This window comes from Streptomyces sp. NPDC001231, from assembly GCF_042896885.1.
Taxonomy (GTDB): domain Bacteria; phylum Actinomycetota; class Actinomycetes; order Streptomycetales; family Streptomycetaceae; genus Streptomyces.
This window is the reverse complement of the sequence record NZ_JBIAXS010000016.1, coordinates 23193-45373: the sequence shown is the minus strand read 5'-3', so window position 1 is coordinate 45373 and position 22181 is coordinate 23193. Positions and strand designations below refer to the sequence as shown.

The window sequence follows — 22181 nt, the reverse complement described above, 5'->3', positions numbered from 1 at the left end:
GCCTTCTGGCGCGAGACGCTGGCCGGTCTGCCGGACGAGCTGAACCTGCCGGTCGACCGTCCGCGTCCCGCGACCCCCTCCTACCGGGGCGGCACGGTGGGCTTCCGCCTCAACCGGGAGGTCCACCAGCGCCTGGTCGCTCTCTCCCGCACCTGCCAGGCCAGCGTGTTCATGACGTTGCAGGCGGGCCTCTCGGTGCTGCTGCACCGGCTGGGCGCCGGAACGGACATCCCGCTCGGCACCCCGATCGCCGGGCGCGGCGACGAGTCCCTGGACGACCTGGTCGGCTTCTTCGTCAACACCCTGGTGCTGCGCACCGACCTCTCCGGGGACCCCGACTTCCGTGAGCTGCTCGGCCGGGTGCGGGAGGCCGACCTGGCCGCCTACGCGCACCAGGAGGTGCCGTTCGAGCGGCTGGTCGAGGTGCTGAACCCCGGCCGTTCGATGTCCCGGCATCCGCTGTTCCAGGTGATGCTCACCCTGCACAACAACCCGACCGCACCGTTCCGGCTGCCGGGTGTCCGGGTCGGCACACAGCGCGTCGACACCGGGATGTCCAAGTTCGACCTGCTGTTCAGCCTGCGCGAGAGCTACACGGCCGACGGGCGTCCCGGCGGCGTCGAGGGCTTCGTGGAGTACAGCGGGGACCTGTTCGACGAGGCGACCGCGGAGCGGATCGCGGCGGCCTTCGTACGGGTGCTGGAGGGCGTCGTCGCCGAACCGGCCCGCCCGGTGAGCAAGGTCGACGTACTGGACCCGGTCGCCCGCCACGAACTGCTGGTCACCCGCAACGCCACCGAGCACGAGGTGCCCGCGGCCTCGCTGCCCGCGCTGTTCCAGGCCGGGGTCGCACGGCACCCCGGTGCCCCCGCGCTGGTGTGCGGCGACGAGGAGCTGACCTACGCCGAGCTGAACGCGCGGGCCAACCGGCTCGCCCGGCTGCTGATCGGCCGTGGCATCGGTCCCGAGCACATCGTGGGTCTTGCCCTGCCCCGCTCGGTGGAGCTGGTGGTGGGTGTGCTCGCCGTGCTCAAGTCCGGCGCGGGCTATCTGCCGGTCGACCCGGAGTACCCGGCCGAGCGGATCGCCTTCATGCTGGCCGACGCCGCTCCCCGGGTGCTGCTGTCCACCACCGAAGTCGCCGGCCGGCTGCCCGCCGGGCCGACGCTGCCGCTGGACGCCCCGGGCGTGCTGGCCGAACTGGCCGCGCTGCCGGACACCGATCCCCGCGACGACGAGCGGACCGGACCGCTGCTGCCGCAGCACCCCGCCTACCTGATCTACACCTCCGGCTCGACCGGCCGCCCCAAGGGCGTCGTGATGCCCGGCGGCGCGCTGGTGAACCTGATGTCCTGGCACGCCGCGGCCGTCCCCGTCGAACCGGGAGCCCGGACCGCCCAGTTCACCGCGATCAGCTTCGACGTCTCGGCCCAGGAGATCCTCTCGGCCCTGCTCGACGGCAGGACGCTGGTGGTGCCGGACGAGGAGACCCGGCGCGACCCGGCGAGGTTCGCGACCTGGCTGCGGGAGCGGCGCATCACCGAGCTGTACGCGCCCACCATGATGCTGGACGCCCTCGGCGAGGCCGTCGCGGAGGACGGCACCGGCCTGCCGGACCTGCGGCACGTCGCGCAGGCCGGTGAGGCGCTGGTGCTGGGCGACCGGGTGCGCGACCTGTGCGGCGCGGGCCCGGAACGCGCGCTGCACAACCACTACGGCCCGTCCGAGACGCATGTGGTCACCGCGTACACCCTGCCCGCGGACCGGTCGTCCTGGCCCCGGACCGGTGCGCCGATCGGGCGTCCGGTGTGGAACACCCAGGTGTATGTGCTGGACGCGGCCCTGCGGCCGGTACCGGACGGCGTCGGCGGCGAACTGTACATCGCGGGGGCTCAGTTGGCCCGCGGCTACCACGACCGTGCGGGCCTGACCGCGGAGCGGTTCACGGCCGACCCGTTCGGGCCGCCCGGCGCCCGGATGTACCGCACCGGCGACCTGGTGCGCTGGAACCGCGACGGTGAGCTGGAGTACGCGGGCCGCGCGGACCACCAGGTGAAGATCCGCGGCTTCCGGATCGAGCCGGGCGAGATCGAGGCCGTGCTGCGCAGCCACCCCGAGGTGGCGCAGGCCGCCGTGGTCGCACAGGACGACGGGCACGGCGGCCGCCGCCTGGTCGGCCACGTGGTGCCGGTGGCCGGCCCGATCGGGCGGGACGCTCTGCGAGCGCACGTCGCGGCCGCGCTGCCGGACCACATGGTGCCCGGGGCCTTCGTGCTCATGGACGCGTTCCCGCTGACGCCCAGCGGCAAGCTGGACCGGGCCGCGCTGCCGGTGCCCGAGCCCGAGGCGCCCGAAGGGCGTGCCCCGCGCGGACCGCGGGAGGAGATCCTCCGCGGCCTGTTCGCCGAGGTGCTCGGCGTGGCCTCGGTCGGCGTCGACGACGACTTCTTCGCCCTCGGCGGCCACTCGCTGCTGGCGACCGGACTGGTCAGCCGGATCCGCGGCACGCTGGGCGTGGAACTGGCCGTACGGGACGTCTTCGAGTCCCCGACCGTGGCGGGCCTGGCCCGCAAGGTGTCCGGCGCGGCGGGCGCGCGGGCCGCGGTCCGCGCGATGCCGCGCCCGAACCTGATCCCGCTGTCGTTCGCGCAGCGCCGACTGTGGTTCCTCAACCGTCTCGAGGGCCCGAGCTCCACGTACAACCTGCCGCTGGCCGCCCGGCTGACCGGCCCGCTCGACGTCGAGGCGCTGCGGGCCGCGCTCGGTGACGTGGTGACCCGGCACGAGAGCCTGCGCACCACGTTCCCCGAGGCCGACGGCACCCCCCGCCAGTCCATCGCCCCGGTCGGGCAGGCCGCTCCGGCCTTCGTCGTATCCGAGACCGACGAGGCCGGTCTGGAAGCCGTCCTGGAGGAGGCCGCCTTCCGCGGTTTCGACCTGTCCGGTGAACTGCCCTTGCGGGCACACCTGTTCCGGCTCGGCCCGGACCGCCATGTGCTGCTGATCGTGATGCACCACATCGCGGGCGACGGTCTGTCCATGGCGCCGATGGCGCGCGACCTGGCCGAGGCGTACGAAGCCCGGCTGGCGGGCCGCGCGCCCGACTGGGCGCCGCTGCCGGTCCAGTACGCGGACTACACGCTGTGGCAGCGCGAGGTCCTGGGCAGCGAGACCGAGCCGGACAGCGAGATCGCCCGGCAACTGGAGTTCTGGCGGGCCACTTTGACCGGGCTGCCGGACGAGCTGCGGCTGCCCGCCGACCGGCCGAGGCCCGCGGTGGCCGGCCACAAGGGCTCCACGGTTCCCTTCGCGGTCCCGGCCGAACTGCACGAGCGGATGGCGCGGTTGGCCCGGCGGACCAGGACCAGCCTGTTCATGGTCGGCCAGGCCGCGCTCACCACGCTGCTGACCCGGCTGGGCGCGGGCACCGACATCCCGCTGGGCACCCCGGTCGCCGGCCGCGCCGACGAGGCGCTGGACGAACTGGTCGGCTTCTTCGTCAACACCCTGGTGCTGCGCACCGACACCGGCGGTGACCCCAGCTTCACCGAACTGCTCGACCGGGTCCGCGAGAACAACCTCGCCGCCTACGCCCATCAGGAGGTGCCGTTCGAGCGGCTGGTGGAGGTGCTCAACCCCGAACGCTCCCTCGGCCGCCATCCGCTCTTCCAGGTGTGGCTGAACCTCCAGAACACCGCCGACATCGAGATCGGCCTGCCCGGTCTGGAGATCGGCGCGCAGGGCGTCGGCATCGGCGCCGCCAAGTTCGACCTGGCCTTCAGCCTGCGCGAACGCTACGACGAGCAGGGCGTACCGCTGGGCATGACCGGCCTGGTCGAGTACAGCGACGACCTGTTCGACCCGGAGACCGTCTCGCGTGTGGCCGACCGGCTGCTGCGCCTGCTGGACGCCGCCTGCGCCGACCCGGAACTGCCGATCAGCCGCCTGGAGGTGCTCTCCCCGGCGGAGCGGCAGCAGGTGCTGTACGACTTCAACGCGACCGCGCACGACGTGCCCCGGGGCACCATCGCGGAGCTGTTCGGCCGTCAGGCCGCCGCCACCCCGGACTCGGTGGCGATCAGCTTCGACGGAACGGAGCTGACGTACGCGCGACTGGACGCCGAGGCCAACCGCCTCGCGCACCTGCTGGTCCGCAGGGGCGTCGGCCCCGAGGACGTGGTGGCCGTCGCCCTGCCCCGCACGCCGTGGTCGGTGGTCGCACTGCTGGCGGTGCTCAAGGCCGGTGCCGTCCACCTGCCGGTGGACCCGGCCTATCCGGCCGAGCGGATCGCCTTCATACTCGCCGACGCCGGGCCGGCCGCGCTGCTGACCGAAGGACCGGCAGCCGCCGGGCTGCCCGGCTCCGACGTCCCGCGGGTGCTGCTCGACGACGCCGGTGTGCGCGCCGAACTGGCCGCGCTGCCGGACACCGCGCCGGACACGGTCCGCACGGCCTCCCCCGCCAACGCCGCCTACATGATCTACACCTCCGGCTCCACCGGCAGGCCCAAGGGGGTGGTGGTCCCGCACGAGGGCATCGGCGGCTTCGGTGCGATCCGCGAGCAGTTCGGCCTCGACGCGAGCAGCCGGATGCTCCAGTTCGCCTCCCCCAGCTTCGACGCCGCCATCTGGGAGGTGCTCGCGCCGCTGCTGGTCGGCGGCGTCCTGGTGATGGCCCCCGCCGAGGACCTGGCGGTCGGCGAGCCGCTGGCCGCGCTGCTGGCCCGGGAACGGGTCACGCACGCCAACATTCCGCCGGCCGCGCTCGCGGTGCTGCCGCCGGGCGCGCTCCCGGACGGCATGAACGTGATCGTCGCGGGTGAGGCGTCCGCGCCCGACCTGATCGCCCGCTGGGCGGACGGCCGTCGGCTGCTCAACGCCTACGGCCCGACCGAGGCGACCGTGTGCGCCACCGTCAGCGAACCGCTCACCGCGGGCGTCAACCCGCCGATCGGCCGCCCGCTGTGGAACGTCCGGGTACTGGTGCTGGACGAAGCGCTGCGCCCGGTCCCGGTCGGCACGCCCGGCGAGGCGTACCTGGCCGGGGCAGGTCTGGCCCGCGGCTACGCAGGCCGGCCCGGACTGACCGCCGAGCGGTTCACGGCCGACCCGTACGGACCCGCCGGCTCCCGGATGTACCGGACCGGCGACCTCGTCCGCCGGCTGCCGGACGGCAACCTGGAGTTCGTCGGCCGCGCCGACGACCAGGTGAAGATCCGCGGTTTCCGCATCGAGCCGGGCGAGATCGAGTCGCTGCTCGTCGACCACGCCGACTTGGCGCAGGCCGCCGTGCTCGCCCGGGAGGACGAGCCGGGCGAGCGGCGCCTGGTCGCCTATGTGGTCACCGGGGAGGGCCGTACGACGCCCTCGGCGGCGGCGCTGCGGGAGCATGTCGCCGCGCGGCTGCCCGAGTACATGGTGCCGCCGGCCTTCGTGGTGCTCCCGGCACTGCCGTTGACCCCCAACGGGAAGGTCGACCGCAGGGCGCTGCCGGCGCCGGAGTCCACCGGTTCGTCCGGTGGCCGTGCCCCGCGCAACGAGACCGAGGCCGGGCTGCGGCGGATCTTCGCCGAGGTGCTGGGCGACGAGGACGTCGACGTCGAGGCGAACTTCTTCGAACTCGGCGGGCACTCCTTGCAGGCGACCAAGCTGGTCAGCCGTATCCGCAGCGAGTTCGCCGCCGAACTGCCGCTGCGGGACTTCTTCGAGAACCCCACGGTGGCCGGCCTGGCCGTGCTGGTCGGCGGGGCCGGGGAAGCCCGTCGGACCGTGGTGCAGCAGCCGCGGCCCGAGCACGTCCCGCTGTCGTTCGCACAGCGCCGGCTGTGGTTCCTCAACCGCCTGGAGGGACCCAGCCCGACGTACAACATCCCGCTGTCCATGCGGCTCACCGGCTCCCTCGACGTGGAGGCGTTGCAGGCCGCGATCGGTGACGTGGTGGCCCGGCACGAGAGCCTGCGCACCACGTTCCCCGAGACCGGCGGCACGCCGCGCCAGGAGATCCTGGACCCGGAGGCGGCGACACCCCGGTTGCGGATCGCCGACGTCGCACCGGACGAACTGGACGCCGCGGTCGCCGGGGCCGTCGGCCACGGCTTCGACCTGGCCGCCGAACTGCCGGTGCGGGTGCACCTGTTCAGCGTGGGGCCGCGCGACCACGTGCTGGTGTTCCTGGTCCACCACATCTGCTGCGACGGCTGGTCACTGGGCCCGCTGCTGCGCGACCTGTCCGACGCCTATCGGGCCCGGGCCGCCGGGCGGGCCCCGCAGTGGACGCCGCTCGCCGTGCAGTACGCCGACTACGCCCTCTGGCAGCGCGACGTGCTCGGCAGCGAGGACGACCAGGACTCGCGGCTGGCGGCGGAGTTGGGCTACTGGCGCGAGCAGCTGGCCGACATGCCGGAGGAGCTGGCGCTGCCGACCGACCTGCCGCGTCCGGCCCGGCCCAGCCACCGAGGCGGACTGGTCCGGCTGCGGTTCGAGCCTCCGGCGCACCGTGCGCTGGTCGAGCTGGCGAAGACCGCGGGGGCCAGCCCCTTCATGGTGGTGCAGGCCGCGCTCGCCGCGCTGTTCGACCGGATCGGCGCGGGCAGCGACATCCCACTGGGGACCACGGTCGCCGGACGCACCGACGACGCTCTGGACGAGCTGGTCGGCTTCTTCGTCAACACCCTGGTGCTGCGCACGGACACCAGCGGCGACCCGACCTTCCGGGCGCTGGTGGAGCGGGTGCGGCGCACCGACGTCGCCGCCTTCGAGAACCAGAACGTGCCGTTCGAACGGCTCGTCGAGGTGCTCGGCCCCAGCCGTTCGATGTCCCGGCACCCGCTGCTCCAGGTGATGCTCAACCTGCTGAACACCCCGCCCGCCGAGCTGAGCCTCGGCGACGACCTGACCATCGCCCAGCAGCCCCACGGCCTGCGCGTGGCCAAGTTCGACCTGGCGTTCAACCTGGCCGAGACGCTGGACGCGGACGGGCGGCCGAACGGCATCGTCGGTGTGGTCGAGTACAGCTCCGACCTGTTCACCGAGGGCACCGTCCAGTCGCTGGCGGACCGGTTGGTCGCGCTGCTCGAGCGGCTGCTGGCCGAGCCGGACCGGCCGATCGGGGAGCACGACCTGCTGACCGCCGGCGAGCGGGAGCAGCTGCTCGGCGCGTGGCGCGGCACCGAGCCCGAGGTGCCGGGCGGCACCCTGGCCGAGCTGTTCGAGGCGCAGGTGGCGCGCACGCCGCGGGCGACGGCCCTGTGGTGCGAGGGCGAGCGGACCAGCTACGCCGAGCTGAACCACCGGGCCAACCGGCTGGCGCACGAACTGATCGCCCGCGGTGTCGCCCCGGGTCGGATCGTCGCGGTGGCCGTCCCGCGCTCCCCACTCCAGGTCACCGCGTTCCTGGCGGTGGCCAAGGCGGGCGCCGTCCACCTGCCGGTCGATCCGGAGTACCCGGCCGAGCGCGTGGCCTTCATGCTCGCGGACGCCGCACCGGCCGCCCTGCTGGCCACCGAGGCGTCACGCGGCCTGCCGCCCTCCGCGCCGGCCGTGCCGACCTGGGTCCTGGACGAGCCGGGGTTCGCCGCCTCGGTGGCCGCGCATCCGGCGACCGATCCGCCCGGGGCGGGAACCGTGAACAGCCCCGCCTACGTCGTCTACACCTCCGGGTCGACCGGCCGGCCCAAGGGCGTGCTCGTCGGGCACGCCGGCCTCGCGTCGTTCGTGCACAGCCACGTCGAACGGCTCGGTCTGGACGGCGGGAGCCGAGTGCTCCAGGTGGTGTCGACCAACTTCGACGTGTCGGTCGGCGACCTGGCGATGACCCTGCTGTCCGGGGCCACGCTCGCCCTGCCGGGCGCGGACCGCGAACTGGTCGGTGAGGGCCTGGCCGACGCCGTCGAAGCGGCCGGGGCCACCCATGTCATGCTGCCGGCCCCGGTCCTCGGCACCCTCCCGGAGCGGGACCTGCCCAGCCTGCGCTGCGTCGTCTCCGGCGGCGAGGCGCTCTCACCGGGCCTGCTGGCCCGGTGGTCGGCCGGACGCACCGTCCTCAACGCCTACGGGCCGACCGAGACCACCATCGCGGCCACGCTCAGCGGCCCGCTGTCCGGCGACACGGCGCCGCCGATCGGCCGCCCGGTGGCGGGCACCCGCGTGGCGGTGCTCGACGAGCGGCTGCGGCCGGTGCCGGTGGGCGTCGCGGGCGAGCTCTGCGTCTCCGGTCCCGGGGTGGCGCTGGGCTATCTGGGCCGTTCGGCGCTGACCGCGGAGAGATTCGTGGCCGACCCGTTCGGGCCGCCCGGCACCCGGATGTACCGGACCGGCGACCTGGTGCGCTGGAACCGCGACGGTGAGCTGGAGTTCGTCGGACGCTCCGACCAGCAGGTCAAGATCCGCGGCTTCCGGGTCGAACCCGGCGAGATCGAGACCGCGCTGCTCGCCCGGCCCGGACTCGCCCAGGCCGCGGTGCTCGTGCGCGAGGACCGGCCCGGCCTCAGACAGCTCGTGGCCTACGTCGTCCCGGAAAAGGGCGCCGAACCGCCGGAGCAGGCCGTGCTGCGCAAGGACGTCGCGGCCGCGCTGCCGGACTACATGGTCCCCGCCGCCTTCGTCGTGCTGGACGCGCTGCCGCTCACCGTGAACGGCAAGCTGGACCGTACCGCGCTGCCGGCTCCCGAGTTCGGCACCGACGAGCCCGGCCGCGGTCCGGCCACCGAGCGGGAGGCCGCCCTGTGCCGGATCTTCGCCGAACTGCTCGGCCGGGAGACGGTCGGGGCCGACGACGGCTTCTTCGACCTCGGCGGCGACAGCATCGTCTCCATCCAACTGGTCAGCCGGGCCCGGGCGGCGGGGATCGAACTCACGGTGGCGGACGTGTTCGAGCACCGCACCCCCGCGGCGCTCGCCGGGATCGCCGAGGCCGCGACCGAGTCCTTCGCCGAGGACGCGGACGCGGGGATCGGAGAGCTGCCGCTGACCCCGATCATGCACTGGTGGCGGGAGCACGGAGGCCCGGTCGACGGCTTCCACCAGGCGATGACGGTCCGGACGCCGGCCGCGCTCGACCTCGCCGGACTGACCGCCGCCGTACAGGCCGTGCTCGACCGGCACGACGCGCTGCGGCTGCGGCTGACCAGGTCCGGCGAGAAGGACTGGCGGATCGAGGTACGCCCCCGTGGCGAGGTGCGCGCCGAACAGCTGGTGCACCGGGTGGACTTCGCGGACGTCGCCGTCTTCGGGGACGCCGAGGCGCAGCGCGCCGTGCTCGTGGAGCACGGCCGGGCGGCCGCGCGGCGGCTGACCCCGGAGTCCGGCTCGCTGGTGCGGGCGGTCTGGTTCGACGCCGGTACCGGCCGGCCCGGCCTGCTGCTGCTGGCCGTGCACCACCTGGTGGTGGACGGCGTGTCCTGGCGGATCCTGCTGCCGGACCTGGCCACCGCCTGGTCCCAGGTGGCGGCCGGTGAGGAACCGCGCCTCGAGGTGGTGCCCATCTCGCTGCGCACCTGGGCCGGACGGCTGGCGGAGGAGGCCGGAAGCGGGCGCCGGATCGAGGAACTGCCGCTGTGGCGCGCCGCTCTGAGCGGCCCCGACCCGCAACTGGGTGCCCGGCCGCTGGACCGGGAGCGGGACGTGTTCGGCACGGCGGGGAGCCTGCGCCTCACGCTGCCCGCGGACGTGACCGAGCCGCTGCTGACGAGCGTGCCGGCCGCCTTCGACGCCGGGATCAAGGACGTACTCCTGGCCGCCTACACGGTGGCCGTCGCCTCCTGGCGGGCCCGGCGCCGACCGACCCGGGGCAACGCGGTGCTGGTCGAGTTGGAGGGCCACGGCCGCGAGCCGGTGGTCGAAGGCGCCGATCTGGGCCGGACCGTCGGCTGGTTCACCAGTTCCTTCCCGGTGCGCCTCAACCCCGGGCAGGTGGACTGGAACGACTTCTGGGGCGGCGGCGAGGCGGTGGACACCGTGCTCGCCAGGGTGCGCGCCCAACTCGCCGAACTGCCGGACGGCGGCATCGGCTACGGCCTGCTGCGCTACCTCAACGAGCGCACGGGGCCGCAACTGGCCGCCCTGCGCACGCCGCAGCTCGGGTTCAACTATCTCGGCCGGTTCGCCGCCGGCGGTGGTGACGCCCCCGCCCAGGACTGGAGCCCGCCGCCCGGCATGGCCGGGCTGACCGGCGGCGGCGACGCCGCCATGCCCATGGCGCACAGCCTGGACCTCAACGCGCAGACCGAGGACCGTCCGGACGGCCCGCGGCTGGTCGCCGCGTGGGCGTGGCCCGACGGGATGTTCGACGAGGCGGACGTGCGGGACCTGGCCGAGTCCTGGTTCCGGGCACTGACGTCCATGGCCGACCGCGCCCGCGCCCTCACGGCGGCACCCGCCCGGTCGGGCACGCCCACCTTGGTCCCGGTGGACCAGCAGGAACTGGACGAGTTCGAGAACGAACTGGACGACGAGGGGTTGTCATGGTGAACCAGTCGCGCATCGAGGATCTCCTGCCCTTGTCGCCCCTGCAGGAAGGGCTGCTGTTCCACTCCCAGTACGCGCAGGACGACGAGACGGCTCTCGACGTCTACACGGTGCAGATCGCGGTGGACCTGGACGGGGCACTGGACACCGACCGGCTCCGTGACGCGGCGGCCTGGCTGCTGCGCCGGCACGCCAACCTCCGGGTCGGCTTCCGCCGCCGCAAGAACGGTGACCCGGTGCAGGTGGTGTACCGCGGCGTCGAGCTGCCCTGGTCCGAGGTCGACCTCACCGACGGTCCGGCCGACCGGCGGGAGGACCGGCTCGCCGAGCTGATGGCCGCCGACCGGGTGCGCAGATTCGACCTGAGACGTGCGCCGCTGCTGCGCTTCACCCTGATCCGGCTGGGCGAGGGCCGCTGCCGGTTCCTGATGACCAACCACCACATCCTGCTCGACGGCTGGTCCGGTCCGCTGCTGATGCGCGAGCTGTTCGCGCTCTACTCCGGCGGCGAGCTGCCGCCGGTGACGCCCTACCGCGACTACCTGTCCTGGCTGGGACGGCAGGACCGGCGGGCCGCCCTCGCCGCCTGGCGCGACGCGCTGGGCGACGTCCGCGAACCCACCCTGGTCGCGCCGGACGCCGACCGCGGCGCGGTGGTGCCGCAGGACCTGCTGGTCACGCTGCCGGAGAAGCTGAGCAGCGGGCTGGCCGAGACTGCCAGGCGCTGCGGCGTCACGCTGAACACCGTGGTGCAGGCGGCCTGGGGCGTTCTGCTGGGCCGGCTGACCGGACGCGACGACGTCGTGTTCGGCGGCACCGTCTCGGGCCGGCCCTCGGCGGTCCCCGGTGTGGAGAACATGGTCGGCTCGTTCATCAACACCCTGCCGGTGCGGGTCTCCGCACGGCCGGCCGAGTCCTGGGCGCGGCTGCTGGAACGGCAGCAGCGCCGACAGGTCGACCTGCTCGACCACCACCACCTCACGCTCGCCGACGCCCAGGCGCAGTCCGGGGCGACCGGCGAACTGTTCGACACCCTGGTCGTGTTCGAGAACTATCCGGTGGAGGCCGACGGCCTCGGCGAACTCGCCGAGGGCCTGCGGGTCACCGGCGCGGTCGGCCAGGACGCGACCCACTACCCGCTGAGCCTGTTCCCGGCGCCCGGCCGGCGCATGCGGATCCGGCTCGGCTACCGCCCGGACCTGTTCGACCGGGAGCGCGCGCAGGGCATCCTGGACGCGCTGGTCGGCATCCTCACCCTGATCCACGCCGACCCCGAGGCACCCGTCGGCCGGGTCCAGGCCCTGCCCCCGGCCGAGCGCCAACGGCTGCTGACGGAGTGGAACGACACCGCGCTGCCCGTGGACGCCGAGTCCCTGGTCGACGCCTTCCAGCGGAACGCGGCACTCACCCCAGACGCCGTCGCCGTGATCGACGCGGACGGCGAGGTGTCCTACCGGGAGCTCGACGAGCGCGCCAACCGCCTCGCCCGCCATCTCGCGGGCGCGGGCGTCGGACCGGAGTCGTGGGTCGCCGTGGCCCTGCCGCGCGGGACGGCGCTCCTGACGGCGCTGCTCGCGGTCCTCAAGGCGGGCGGTGCCTACGTCCCATTGGACCCGGAGTACCCGGCCGACCGGATCGGTTACATCCTCGACGACGCACGCCCCTGCGCGCTGCTGACCGACTCCTCGGTGACCGGCCTGCCCGAGGCCCCCGGGGTGCGGCGCGTCGTGCTGGACGGGACCGCCGCCGAAGCCCTGGCCCAACTGCCCGGCGCACCTCTGACCGATGCCGACCTGGCCTCGCCGGTCCATCCGGCCAACCCGGCCTACGCGATCTACACCTCCGGCTCCACCGGCCGTCCCAAGGGCGTCGTGGTCTCCCGCGCCAACATCGCCAACCTGGTCGCCGACATGCGCGGCCGCACGGGGATCAAGGCCGCCGACCGGCTGGTCGCGGTGACCACCGTCGCGTTCGACATCGCCGCGCTGGAGCTGTTCGTGCCGCTCAGCGCGGGCGCCACCGTGGTCATCGCCTCCCGCGACCAGGTGCTGGACCCACCGGCACTCGGCCGGCTGATCACCGGCACCGGCGCCACGATCATGCAGGCGACCCCCACGCTGTGGCAGGCCCTGGTCTCGGAGCGGCCGAAGGCCCTGGCCGGACTGCGGGTCCTGGTCGGCGGCGAACCGGTACCGGCGGCCCTCGCCACCCGGCTGTGCGAGCTGGCCGCCGAGGTCACCAACGTCTACGGCCCGACCGAGACCACGGTCTGGTCCACCTCGGCCCGGCTGGGCGACCGGCCGGGCCTTCCGGCGATCGGCCGGCCCATCGCCAACACCCGGGTCTACGTGCTGGATTCCGCGCTCTCCCCCACCCCGGTCGGTGTCGCGGGCGACCTGTACCTGGCGGGCGACGGCGTGGCCCGCGGCTACGCGGGCCGGGCCGGCCTGACCGCGGAGCGGTTCACGGCCGACCCGTTCGGCGCGCCGGGCTCCCGCATGTACCGCACCGGCGACGTGGCGCGCTGGGCGGACGACGGCCAGCTGGAGTTCGTCGGCCGGGTGGACGACCAGGTGAAGATCCGCGGCTTCCGGGTCGAACCCGGCGAGATCGAGGCGGCGCTGACCGAGCACGAGGACGTCTCCCGGGCCACCGTGGTCGCCCGGGCCGACGAGTCGGGCGAGAACCGCCTCGTCGCCTACCTGGTGCCGGTCTCCGGCCGGACGGTTCCGGCCGTGGACGCGCTGCGCGCCCACGCAGCGGCCCGGCTTCCCGACTACATGCTGCCTGCCGCCTTCGTCCCGCTGGACGCACTCCCGCTGACCCCCAACGGCAAGGTGGACCGCAAGGCGCTGCCTGCCCCCGACTTCGCCGCACTGGTCACCCGCCAGGGCCCACGCACCCCCCAGGAGGAGATCCTGTGCGGGCTGTTCGCGGAGATGCTCAACCTGACGTCGGTCGGTGTCCACGACAACTTCTTCGAACTGGGCGGCCACTCGCTGCACGCGACCCGTGTGGTCAGCCGGATCAGATCGGTCTTCGAGGTCGAACTGCCGCTGCGGGAGCTGTGGGAGGCGCCCACCGTCGCGGAACTGGTCGGCCGCATCGGCGGCGCGGCCGGCGCCCGGGCCACCCTGCGGCCGTGGGAACGGCCGGCGGAGATCCCCCTGTCCTACGCGCAGCGCCGGCTGTGGTTCATGAACCGCTTCGAGCGGACCAGCACCGCCCACAACATCGTCCTCGCGGTGCAGATCAGGGGGCCGCTGGACGTCGACGCGCTGCGCGCCGCCGTACGGGACGTGGTCGCCCGGCACGAGAGCCTGCGCACCGTCTTCCCGGACCGGGACGGCGAGCCGCGCCAGGAGATCCTCTCCCCGGACCGGGGCTGCGAGCCGGCTCTGGTGCGTACCACGGCGGAAGACCTGGACACGGCCATCGCGGCGGCGTCCGCGCAGAGCTTCGACCTGGCCGTCGAAACCCCGCTGCGGGTCACGCTGTTCGAGACCGGCCCCGAGTCGCACGTCCTGCTGACCGTGCTGCACCACATCGCCGGCGACGGCTGGTCGCTCGACCCGTTCTCCGCCGACCTGGCACGCGCCTACACCTCACGGGCCGCCGGCGAGACGCCCGACTGGCAGCCGCTGCCGGTGCAGTACGCCGACTACACCATGTGGAACTACGGGATCCTGGGCTCCGAGGACGACCAGGACAGCCTGATCCACCGGCAACTCGCCTTCTGGAAGGAGACGTTGGCCGACCTTCCGGACGAACTGCGCCTGCCCACCGACCGGCCGCGGCCGGCCGAGGCCGACTACCGGGCCGACTCGGTGCTGGTGCACCTGCCGGCCGAGCTGCACCGTGATCTGGCCGCGCTGGCCCGGCGGACCGGCACCACACTGTTCATGGTGCTCCAGGCGGGCCTCGCCTCGCTGCTGTCGGTGCTCGGCTCGACGTCCGACGTGGTGCTGGGCAGCCCGATCGCGGGCCGTACGGACGACGCGCTGGAGCGGGTCGTCGGCTTCTTCATCAACACGCTGGTGCTGCGCACCGACCTGTCCGGCGACCCGACCTTCACCGAGCTGCTGGGCCGGGTGCGTGAGGCCGACCTCGCGGCCTACGCCCACCAGGACGTGCCGTTCGAGCGGCTGGTCGAGGTGCTCAACCCGGAGCGTTCGCTGGCCCGCCACCCGCTCTTCCAGGTCTCGCTGGCGCTGCAGAACACTCCGGAGAGCAGCATGGGCCTCACCGGCCTGGACTGCACCGTACGTCAAGTTCCGGTCAGGTCCACCCAGTTCGATCTCTCCCTCAGCTTCAACGAGAGCATCGACCGCGAGGGCGAACTCCAGGGGATCAGCGGCCTCGTGGAGTTCCGCCTCGACCTGTTCGACCGCTCGACCGTCGAGGAGATGGGCGAGCGACTGGTGCGCTTCCTGGAAGCCGTGGCCGCCGACCCGGAACTCCCGGTGCGGGCCGTCGACGTGCTCTCGGCGCCCGAGCGGCGGCGGGTGCTGGTGGAGTGGAACGACACGGCGCGCGGTGACGTGGTGCCGGTGACGTTCCCACAGCTGCTCGCCGCGTCCGTGGAACGGGACCCGGACGCCGTGGCGCTGGTGCACGGCGAGGAGTCACTGTCGTACCGGGAGACGGACGAACGGGCCAACCGGCTCGCCCGCCTCCTGATCGACGCCGGGGCCGGACCCGAGCGCCTGGTGGCACTCGTCCTGCCCCGCTCGGTGGACATGGTCGTGGCCCAGCTCGCCGTACTCAAGGCAGGCGGCGCCTACCTGCCCGTCGACCCCGACTACCCGGTCGAACGCATCGAGTACATCCTCGGCGACGCGGCACCCGCGCTGGTGCTCTCCGCCGAGGAAACCGCCGAGCGACTCGCGGGCGTGGGCGGCACGTCACACTGGCTGACCGTCGACACCGACCCTGAGCGGACCGACGGCTCCCCGGTGACCGACAAGGACCGAACCGCCACCCTGCGACCGGACCATCCCGCGTACGTCATCTACACCTCAGGATCAACCGGACGCCCCAAGGGCGTAGTCGTCTCCCACCGAGGCCTCGCCGCCTTCGCCACCTCCTGCGTCGAACGCTTCACCGTCGAGGCGGACTCGCGCGTACTGCAGTTCTCCTCACCCAGCTTCGACGCCTCCGTACTCGAACTCTGCATGGCCATCACCGCAGGCGCCGCCCTCGTCGTCCCGCCCCCCGGCCCCCTCGTCGGCGAAACCCTGGCCGAAGTCCTGCGCGACCACCACGTCACCCACGCCCTCATCCCCCCGGCCGCACTCGCCAGCCTCCCCACCGAAGCAGCCGCCGAACTCAGTCACTTCCACAACCTGATCGTCGGCGGCGACGCCTGCCCACCCGAACTCGTCGCCCGCTGGGCACCCGGCCGCCGCATGGTCAACGCCTACGGCCCCACCGAAGCCACCGTGGCTGTCTCGATGAGCACGCCCCTGACCCCCGGCGGGGCTGTACCGATCGGCTCCCCGGTGATCAACACCCGGGCCTACGTCCTCGACGCCTGGCTCCGCCCCGTCCCGGTCGGCGTCGCCGGTGAGTTGTACGTGACCGGCGACGGGCTGGCACGCGGCTACCTCAACCGCCCCGCACTGAGCGCCGAACGGTTCGCGGCCGACCCCTTCGGCCCGCCCGGATCGCGGATGTACCGCACCGGCGACATCGTACGGTGGACCCCCGACGGCACCCTGGAGTTCGTCGGACGCGCCGACGAACAAGTCAAGATCCGCGGCTTCCGCATCGAACTCGGCGAGATCGAGACCGTACTCGCCGAGGACCTCGCCGTAGCCCAGGCGGTGGTGAACGCGCGAGAGGACGGAGAGCACCGCAAGCAGCTCGTCGCCTACCTCGTGCCCGCCGTCGGCTCCGCGATCGACACCGCACGGCTGCGGGAACTCGTGAGCGCCACCCTGCCCGACCACATGATGCCCGCCGCGTTCGTCGTGCTCGACGCACTTCCGCTCACCCCTCACGGCAAGCTGGACCGCAAGGCCCTGCCCGCGCCCGACTTCAGCCCCACGGACTGGACGGGGCCGCGCACGCCGCAGGAGGAGATCCTGTGCGGCCTGTTCGCCGAGGTGCTCGGGCTGGAGACGGTCGGCGTGCACGACAGCTTCTTCGACCTCGGCGGCGACAGCATCGTCTCCATCAAGCTGGTCAGCCGAGCGCGCGCGGCCGGCATCGAGTTCACCGCGCGGGACGTGTTCGAGCACAAGACCGTCGCCCGTCTCGCGGCTGCCGCCGGCGGTGTCGGAACGTCCTCCGGCAGCCGCGGGGACACCGACGGCGTCGGCTCCGTGCCGCTGCTCCCGATCATCCACTGGATGCGGGAGCGCGGCGGCCCGATCCGGCGCTTCAACCAGACCATGATGGTGGTCGTCCCGGCCGACCTCGGCCTCAGCCGCCTGGAAGCCGCACTCCAGACGGTGCTCGACCACCACGACGCCCTGCGGATGCGGCTGCGCCGCACTGGCGGCTTGATCTGGAACCTGGACATACCGCCCCGCGGTGAGCTGCGCGCCGCCGACTGCGTCCGCCGGGTCGACGTCGCCGGGTTGGGCCGGGAGGAGACCAACACCCGTATCGGTGAGCACGTCCAGGCGGCCTGGGACCGGCTCGACCCGGAGACCGGCGCGATGGCGCAGGCGGTGTGGTTCGACGCGGGGCCCTCCGCCCCCGGCCGGCTGCTGCTGGTCGTGCACCACCTGGTCGTGGACGGTGTCTCCTGGCGGATCCTGCTGCCCGATCTGGCCCAGGCCTGGGCCGAGGTGGCGGCCGGCCGGACACCGGAACTGGCGCCGGTGGGCACCTCGCTGCGCACCTGGGCCCAGCGGCTGACCGAGGCCGCGCAGGACGCCGAGCGGGTCGGGGAGCTGGAGACCTGGCTGGACGTGCTCGGCGCGTCCGACCCGCTGCTGACCCCCCAACCGCTCGACCCGCGACGGGACATCACCGCGACCGCGCGCACGATGTCGCTGGTCCTGCCCACCGACCTGACAGCGGCGCTGCTGACCACCGTGCCGGCCGCGTTCCACGCCCGGGTCAACGACGTCCTGCTCACGGCGTTCGGCGCGGCGGTGGCACGGTGGCGGCAGGCGCACGGCAGGGGCGACCACACGGGCGTGCTGATCGACCTCGAGGGCCACGGTCGCGAGGAGATCGTCGACGGTGTCGACCTCCACCGCACCGTCGGCTGGCTGACCAGCCTCTTCCCGGTCCGGGTCGACCCGGGCCCGCTGGACTGGAGCGAGTTCTGCGCCGGGGGCCCCTCGGCCGGCCGGGCCCTGAAGGAGGTCAAGGAGCAGCTGCGCAGGCTGCCGGAGAACGGCATCGGGTACGGCCTGCTGCGCTACCTCAACCCGCAGACCAGCACGATGCTCGCGGGCCTGCCCAAGCCGCAGATCGGCTTCAACTACCTGGGCCGGTTCGCCATCGCCGAGGGGGAGACGCAGTCCGCGCCGGAGGAGTGGAGCCCGGCCCCGGAGTCCGGCGGGCTCGGCGGCGGCGGTGACGCCGACGTACCGCTGAGCCACAGCATCGACCTGAACGCGCAGACCCAGGACCGCGCGGACGGCCCGCGGCTGATCGCCGTCTGGTCCTGGGCGGACGCGCTGTTCACCGAGGAGGAGGTGCGCGAGCTCGCCGAGACCTGGTTCGAGGCGCTCGGCGCTCTGGTCGCCCACGTGGCGCGCCCGTCGGCGGGGGGCCACAGCCCCTCCGACCTTCCGTTGGTTCCGCTGACCCAGGCCCAGATCGACATGGTGGAGGCGGCCGACCCGGAGCAGCTCGAAGACGTCCTGCCCCTCACCCCGTTGCAGGAGGGCCTGCTCTTCCACGCCCAGTTCGACGAGAACTCCCCCGACGTCTACAACATCCAGATCGCCGTGGACGTCGAGGGCGGCCTGGACGCCCCCCGGCTCCGGGAGGCCGCGGTCGGGTTGCTGCACCGGCACGCCAACCTGCGGGCCGCGTTCCGGCAGCAGGGCCTGGACCGTCCCGTGCAGGTGGTACGGCGCGGCGTGGAACTGCCGTGGCGGGAGGTGGACCTCAGCGGGCTGGCGCCCGAGGAGCGGGACGCCGAACTGGCCGCGCTCATGGCCGCCGACCGGGTGGACCGGTTCGAGGTGGAACGGCCGCCGCTGTTCCGGTTCACTCTCGTCCAACTGGGCGAGAACCGCTGCCGGTTCGTCCTCACCACGCACCACATCCTGCTGGACGGCTGGTCCGCGCCGCTGGTGATGCGCGATCTGTTCGTGCTGTACGCGGGCGGTGACCTGCCCGCGCCCACCCCCTACCGGGAGTACCTGTCCTGGCTGGGCCGGCAGGACCGCGCGACCGCGCTCGCCGCGTGGCAGCGGGTACTCGAAGGCGTCAGCGAACCGACGCTGATCGCGCCGGAGGACTCCGGCCGCCGGGCGACCGTGCCGGACGAGCTGCTGTTCCGCGTGCCCGAGGAGCTGACCACCGCGCTGAACGCGGCGGCCCGGCGCTGCGGCGTCACGCTCAACACCGTGGTCCAGGCGGCCTGGGGTGTCCTGCTGGGACGGCTGACCGGGCGCGACGACGTCGTCTTCGGCGGCACGGTCTCCGGCCGACCGCCGGAGATCGCGGGTGTCGAGAACATGGTCGGCCTGTTCATCAACACCCTGCCGGTACGCGTCCGGGTGCGGCGCGGCGAGTCGTGGGCGGAACTGCTGGGCCATCTTCAGAGCCGGCAGACCGAGCTGATGGGCCACCAGTACCTCGGCCTGCCCGACATCCTGCGTGCCCAGGGTGTCGACCAGCTCTTCGACACCCTCACCGTCACCGAGAACTACCCGATGGACACCGGCACGCTCGGCAAGCCCACCGAGGGCCAGCGGATCACCGGCCTGGAGGCGCGGGACGCGAACCACTATCCGATCTCGCTGATCGCCGTTCCGACCAGGGAACTGCTGCTGAAGTTCGAGTACCGGAGCGAGCTGTTCGAGCGCGCCGAGATGGTGCGCTGGATGGACTGGCTGGTCGGGTTGATCCGTCAGTTCGCGGCCGACCCGGACCGGGCCGTCGGCGACGCCGAGCTGCTGTCCTCCGAGGAACGGCATCGGGTGCTGGTGGAGTGGAACGACACGGCGCGTGGTGATGTGTCGCCGGTGCCTTTCCCGCAGTTGTTCGGCGCGTCCGTGGAACGGGACCCGGACGCGGTGGCAGTGGTGTGCGGCGAGGAGTCCCTGTCGTACGGGGAGACCGACGAACGCGCCAACCGGCTCGCCCGCGTCCTGATCGGCGCGGGAGTCGGACCGGAGCGCCTGGTGGCGCTGGTACTGCCCCGCTCGGTCGAGATGACCGTGGCCCAGCTCGCGGTGCTCAAGGCCGGCGGCGCCTACCTGCCCGTCGACCCCGACTACCCGGTCGAACGCATCGAGTACATCCTCGGCGACGCGGCACCCGCGCTGGTGCTCTCCGCCGAGGAAACCGCCGAGCGACTCGCGGGCGTGGGCGGCACGTCACACTGGCTGACCGTCGACACCGACCCTGAGCGGACCGACGGCTCCCCGGTGACCGACAAGGACCGAACCGCCACCCTGCGACCGGACCATCCCGCGTACGTCATCTACACCTCAGGATCAACCGGACGCCCCAAGGGCGTAGTCGTCTCCCACCGAGGCCTCGCCGCCTTCGCCACCTCCTGCGTCGAACGCTTCACCGTCGAGGCGGACTCGCGCGTACTGCAGTTCTCCTCACCCAGCTTCGACGCCTCCGTACTCGAACTCTGCATGGCCATCACTGCAGGCGCCGCCCTCGTCGTCCCGCCCCCCGGCCCCCTCGTCGGCGAAACCCTGGCCGAAGTCCTGCGCGACCACCACGTCACCCACGCCCTCATCCCCCCGGCCGCACTCGCCAGCCTCCCCACCGAAGCAGCCACCGAACTCACCCACTTCCACAACCTGATCGTCGGCGGCGACGCCTGCCCACCCGAACTCGTCACCCGCTGGGCACCCGGCCGCCGCATGGTCAACGCCTACGGCCCCACCGAAGCCACCGTCGCCGCCACCATCAGCACCCCCCTCACCGCCGGCGACCCGGTGCCCATCGGCACCCCCGTCATCAACACCCGGGCCTACGTCCTCGACGCCTGGCTCCGCCCCGTCCCCGTCGGCGTCGCCGGCGAGCTCTACGTCACCGGAGACGGACTCGCACGCGGCTACCTCAACCGCCCCGCACTCACCACCGAACGCTTCCTCGCCAACCCCTACGGCCCACCCGGATCTCGGATGTACCGCACCGGCGACATCGCCCGCTGGACCCCCGACGGCACCCTGGAGTTCATCGGACGCGCCGACGAACAAGTCAAGATCCGCGGCTTCCGCATCGAACTCGGCGAGATCGAGACCGTACTCGGCCGGCACGAGACCGTGGGCCGGGCGGTCGTCGTCGTCCGAGAGAACGAGGAGGGCGCGAAGAGCCTGGTCGCCTACGTGGTACCGGCGGACGGTGCGACCGTCGAGGTGCCCCAGCTGCGTGACGCGCTTGCCGCGCGGCTGCCGGACCACATGATGCCCGCCGCGTTCGTCGCGCTCGACGCACTTCCGCTCACCCCACACGGCAAGCTCGACCGCAAGGCCCTGCCCGCGCCCGACTTCAGCCCCACGCACTGGACGGGGCCGCGCACGCCGCAGGAGGAGATCCTGTGCGGCCTGTTCGCCGAGGTGCTCGGGCTGGAGACGGTCGGCGTGCACGACAGCTTCTTCGAGGTCGGCGGCGACAGCATCATGTCGATGCAGCTGGTCACCAAGGTCCGCGCCACGTTCGGCGTGCGGCTGAGCATCCGCACCATCTTCGAGGCGCCCAGTGTCGCGGAGCTGGCCGGCCGGCTCGCGGGTGACACCGAAGGGGACACCCTGGACGTGCTGCTGCCGCTGCGCACCACGGGCGACAGGGCACCCCTGTTCTGCGTGCACCCGGCGGGTGGCCTGAGCTGGGTCTACTCGGGCCTGATGAAGCACATCGGTGCGGACCGCCCGCTCTACGGCATCCAGGCCAGGGGGCTCGCCGATCCGTCGGCGACCCTGCCGTGCAGCATCGAGGAGATGGCGGCGGACTACGTCGCCCAGGTGCGCGGCGTCCAGCCGAACGGCCCCTACCACCTGCTCGGCTGGTCGCTGGGCAGTCTGGTGGTCCACGCCATGGCCACCCAGCTGCGGGCCGCGGGCGAGGAGGTCGGGCTGCTCGCCAACCTCGACCAGTACCCCATCGACCGCGGTGAGCCGGAGCCGGAGCGCCTGCCCGACCAGCAGGACGCACTGCGGATCATGCTGGACTTCGTCGGCCACGACATGGACAGCCTGGGCGACGAACCGCTCGAGTACGCGATGGTGGCCGAGGTGCTGAGGGAGCGTCAGAGTGTGTTCGCCAACCTCGACGAGTCCGCGATCGCCGCGCTGGCCAATGTGTTCGCGAACAGCCGCACCCTGATCGGCGGTTTCGAGCCGCAGCCGCTCGACAGCGACGTGCTGGTCCTCGTCGCCGAGCCGGACGAGACGGTGCCCGCCGCGGAACTCGCGGAACGGGCCGAACGCTGGCGGCCGTTCGTCACTGGAAAAATTGAATACAGGGTAGTGCGTTGTACCCACGCACATATGATGCAGGCGGAACCGGCCGCTGAAATCGGCCGCGTACTCGCCGAAAAGCTCGGGGAAAGCAAGTAG

The 22181-nt window shown here is 73.1% G+C and carries 2 protein-coding genes (1 of these 2 only partly in view); both read left to right on the top strand.

From position 1 onward, the window contains the following. Positions 1-10467, top strand: partial view of an amino acid adenylation domain-containing protein gene (locus ACFY3J_RS20455; protein WP_390841420.1) — the 3' portion only. The gene continues 3705 nt to the left of window position 1, outside the view; only the last 10467 of its 14172 coding nucleotides appear in the window; its start codon lies off the left edge, out of view; it ends in the stop codon at positions 10465-10467. Beyond that, positions 10461-22181, top strand: coding sequence for an amino acid adenylation domain-containing protein (locus ACFY3J_RS20450; protein WP_390841418.1), 11721 nt, complete (start codon positions 10461-10463; stop codon positions 22179-22181). The genes ACFY3J_RS20455 and ACFY3J_RS20450 overlap by 7 nt, the downstream gene beginning before the upstream one ends.

Bases quoted from the DNA above. Each gene is read 5' to 3' on its own strand.
- ACFY3J_RS20450 (WP_390841418.1), top strand. From the start codon at position 10,461: ATGGTGAACCAGTCGCGCATCGAGGATCTCCTGCCCTTGTCGCCCCTG.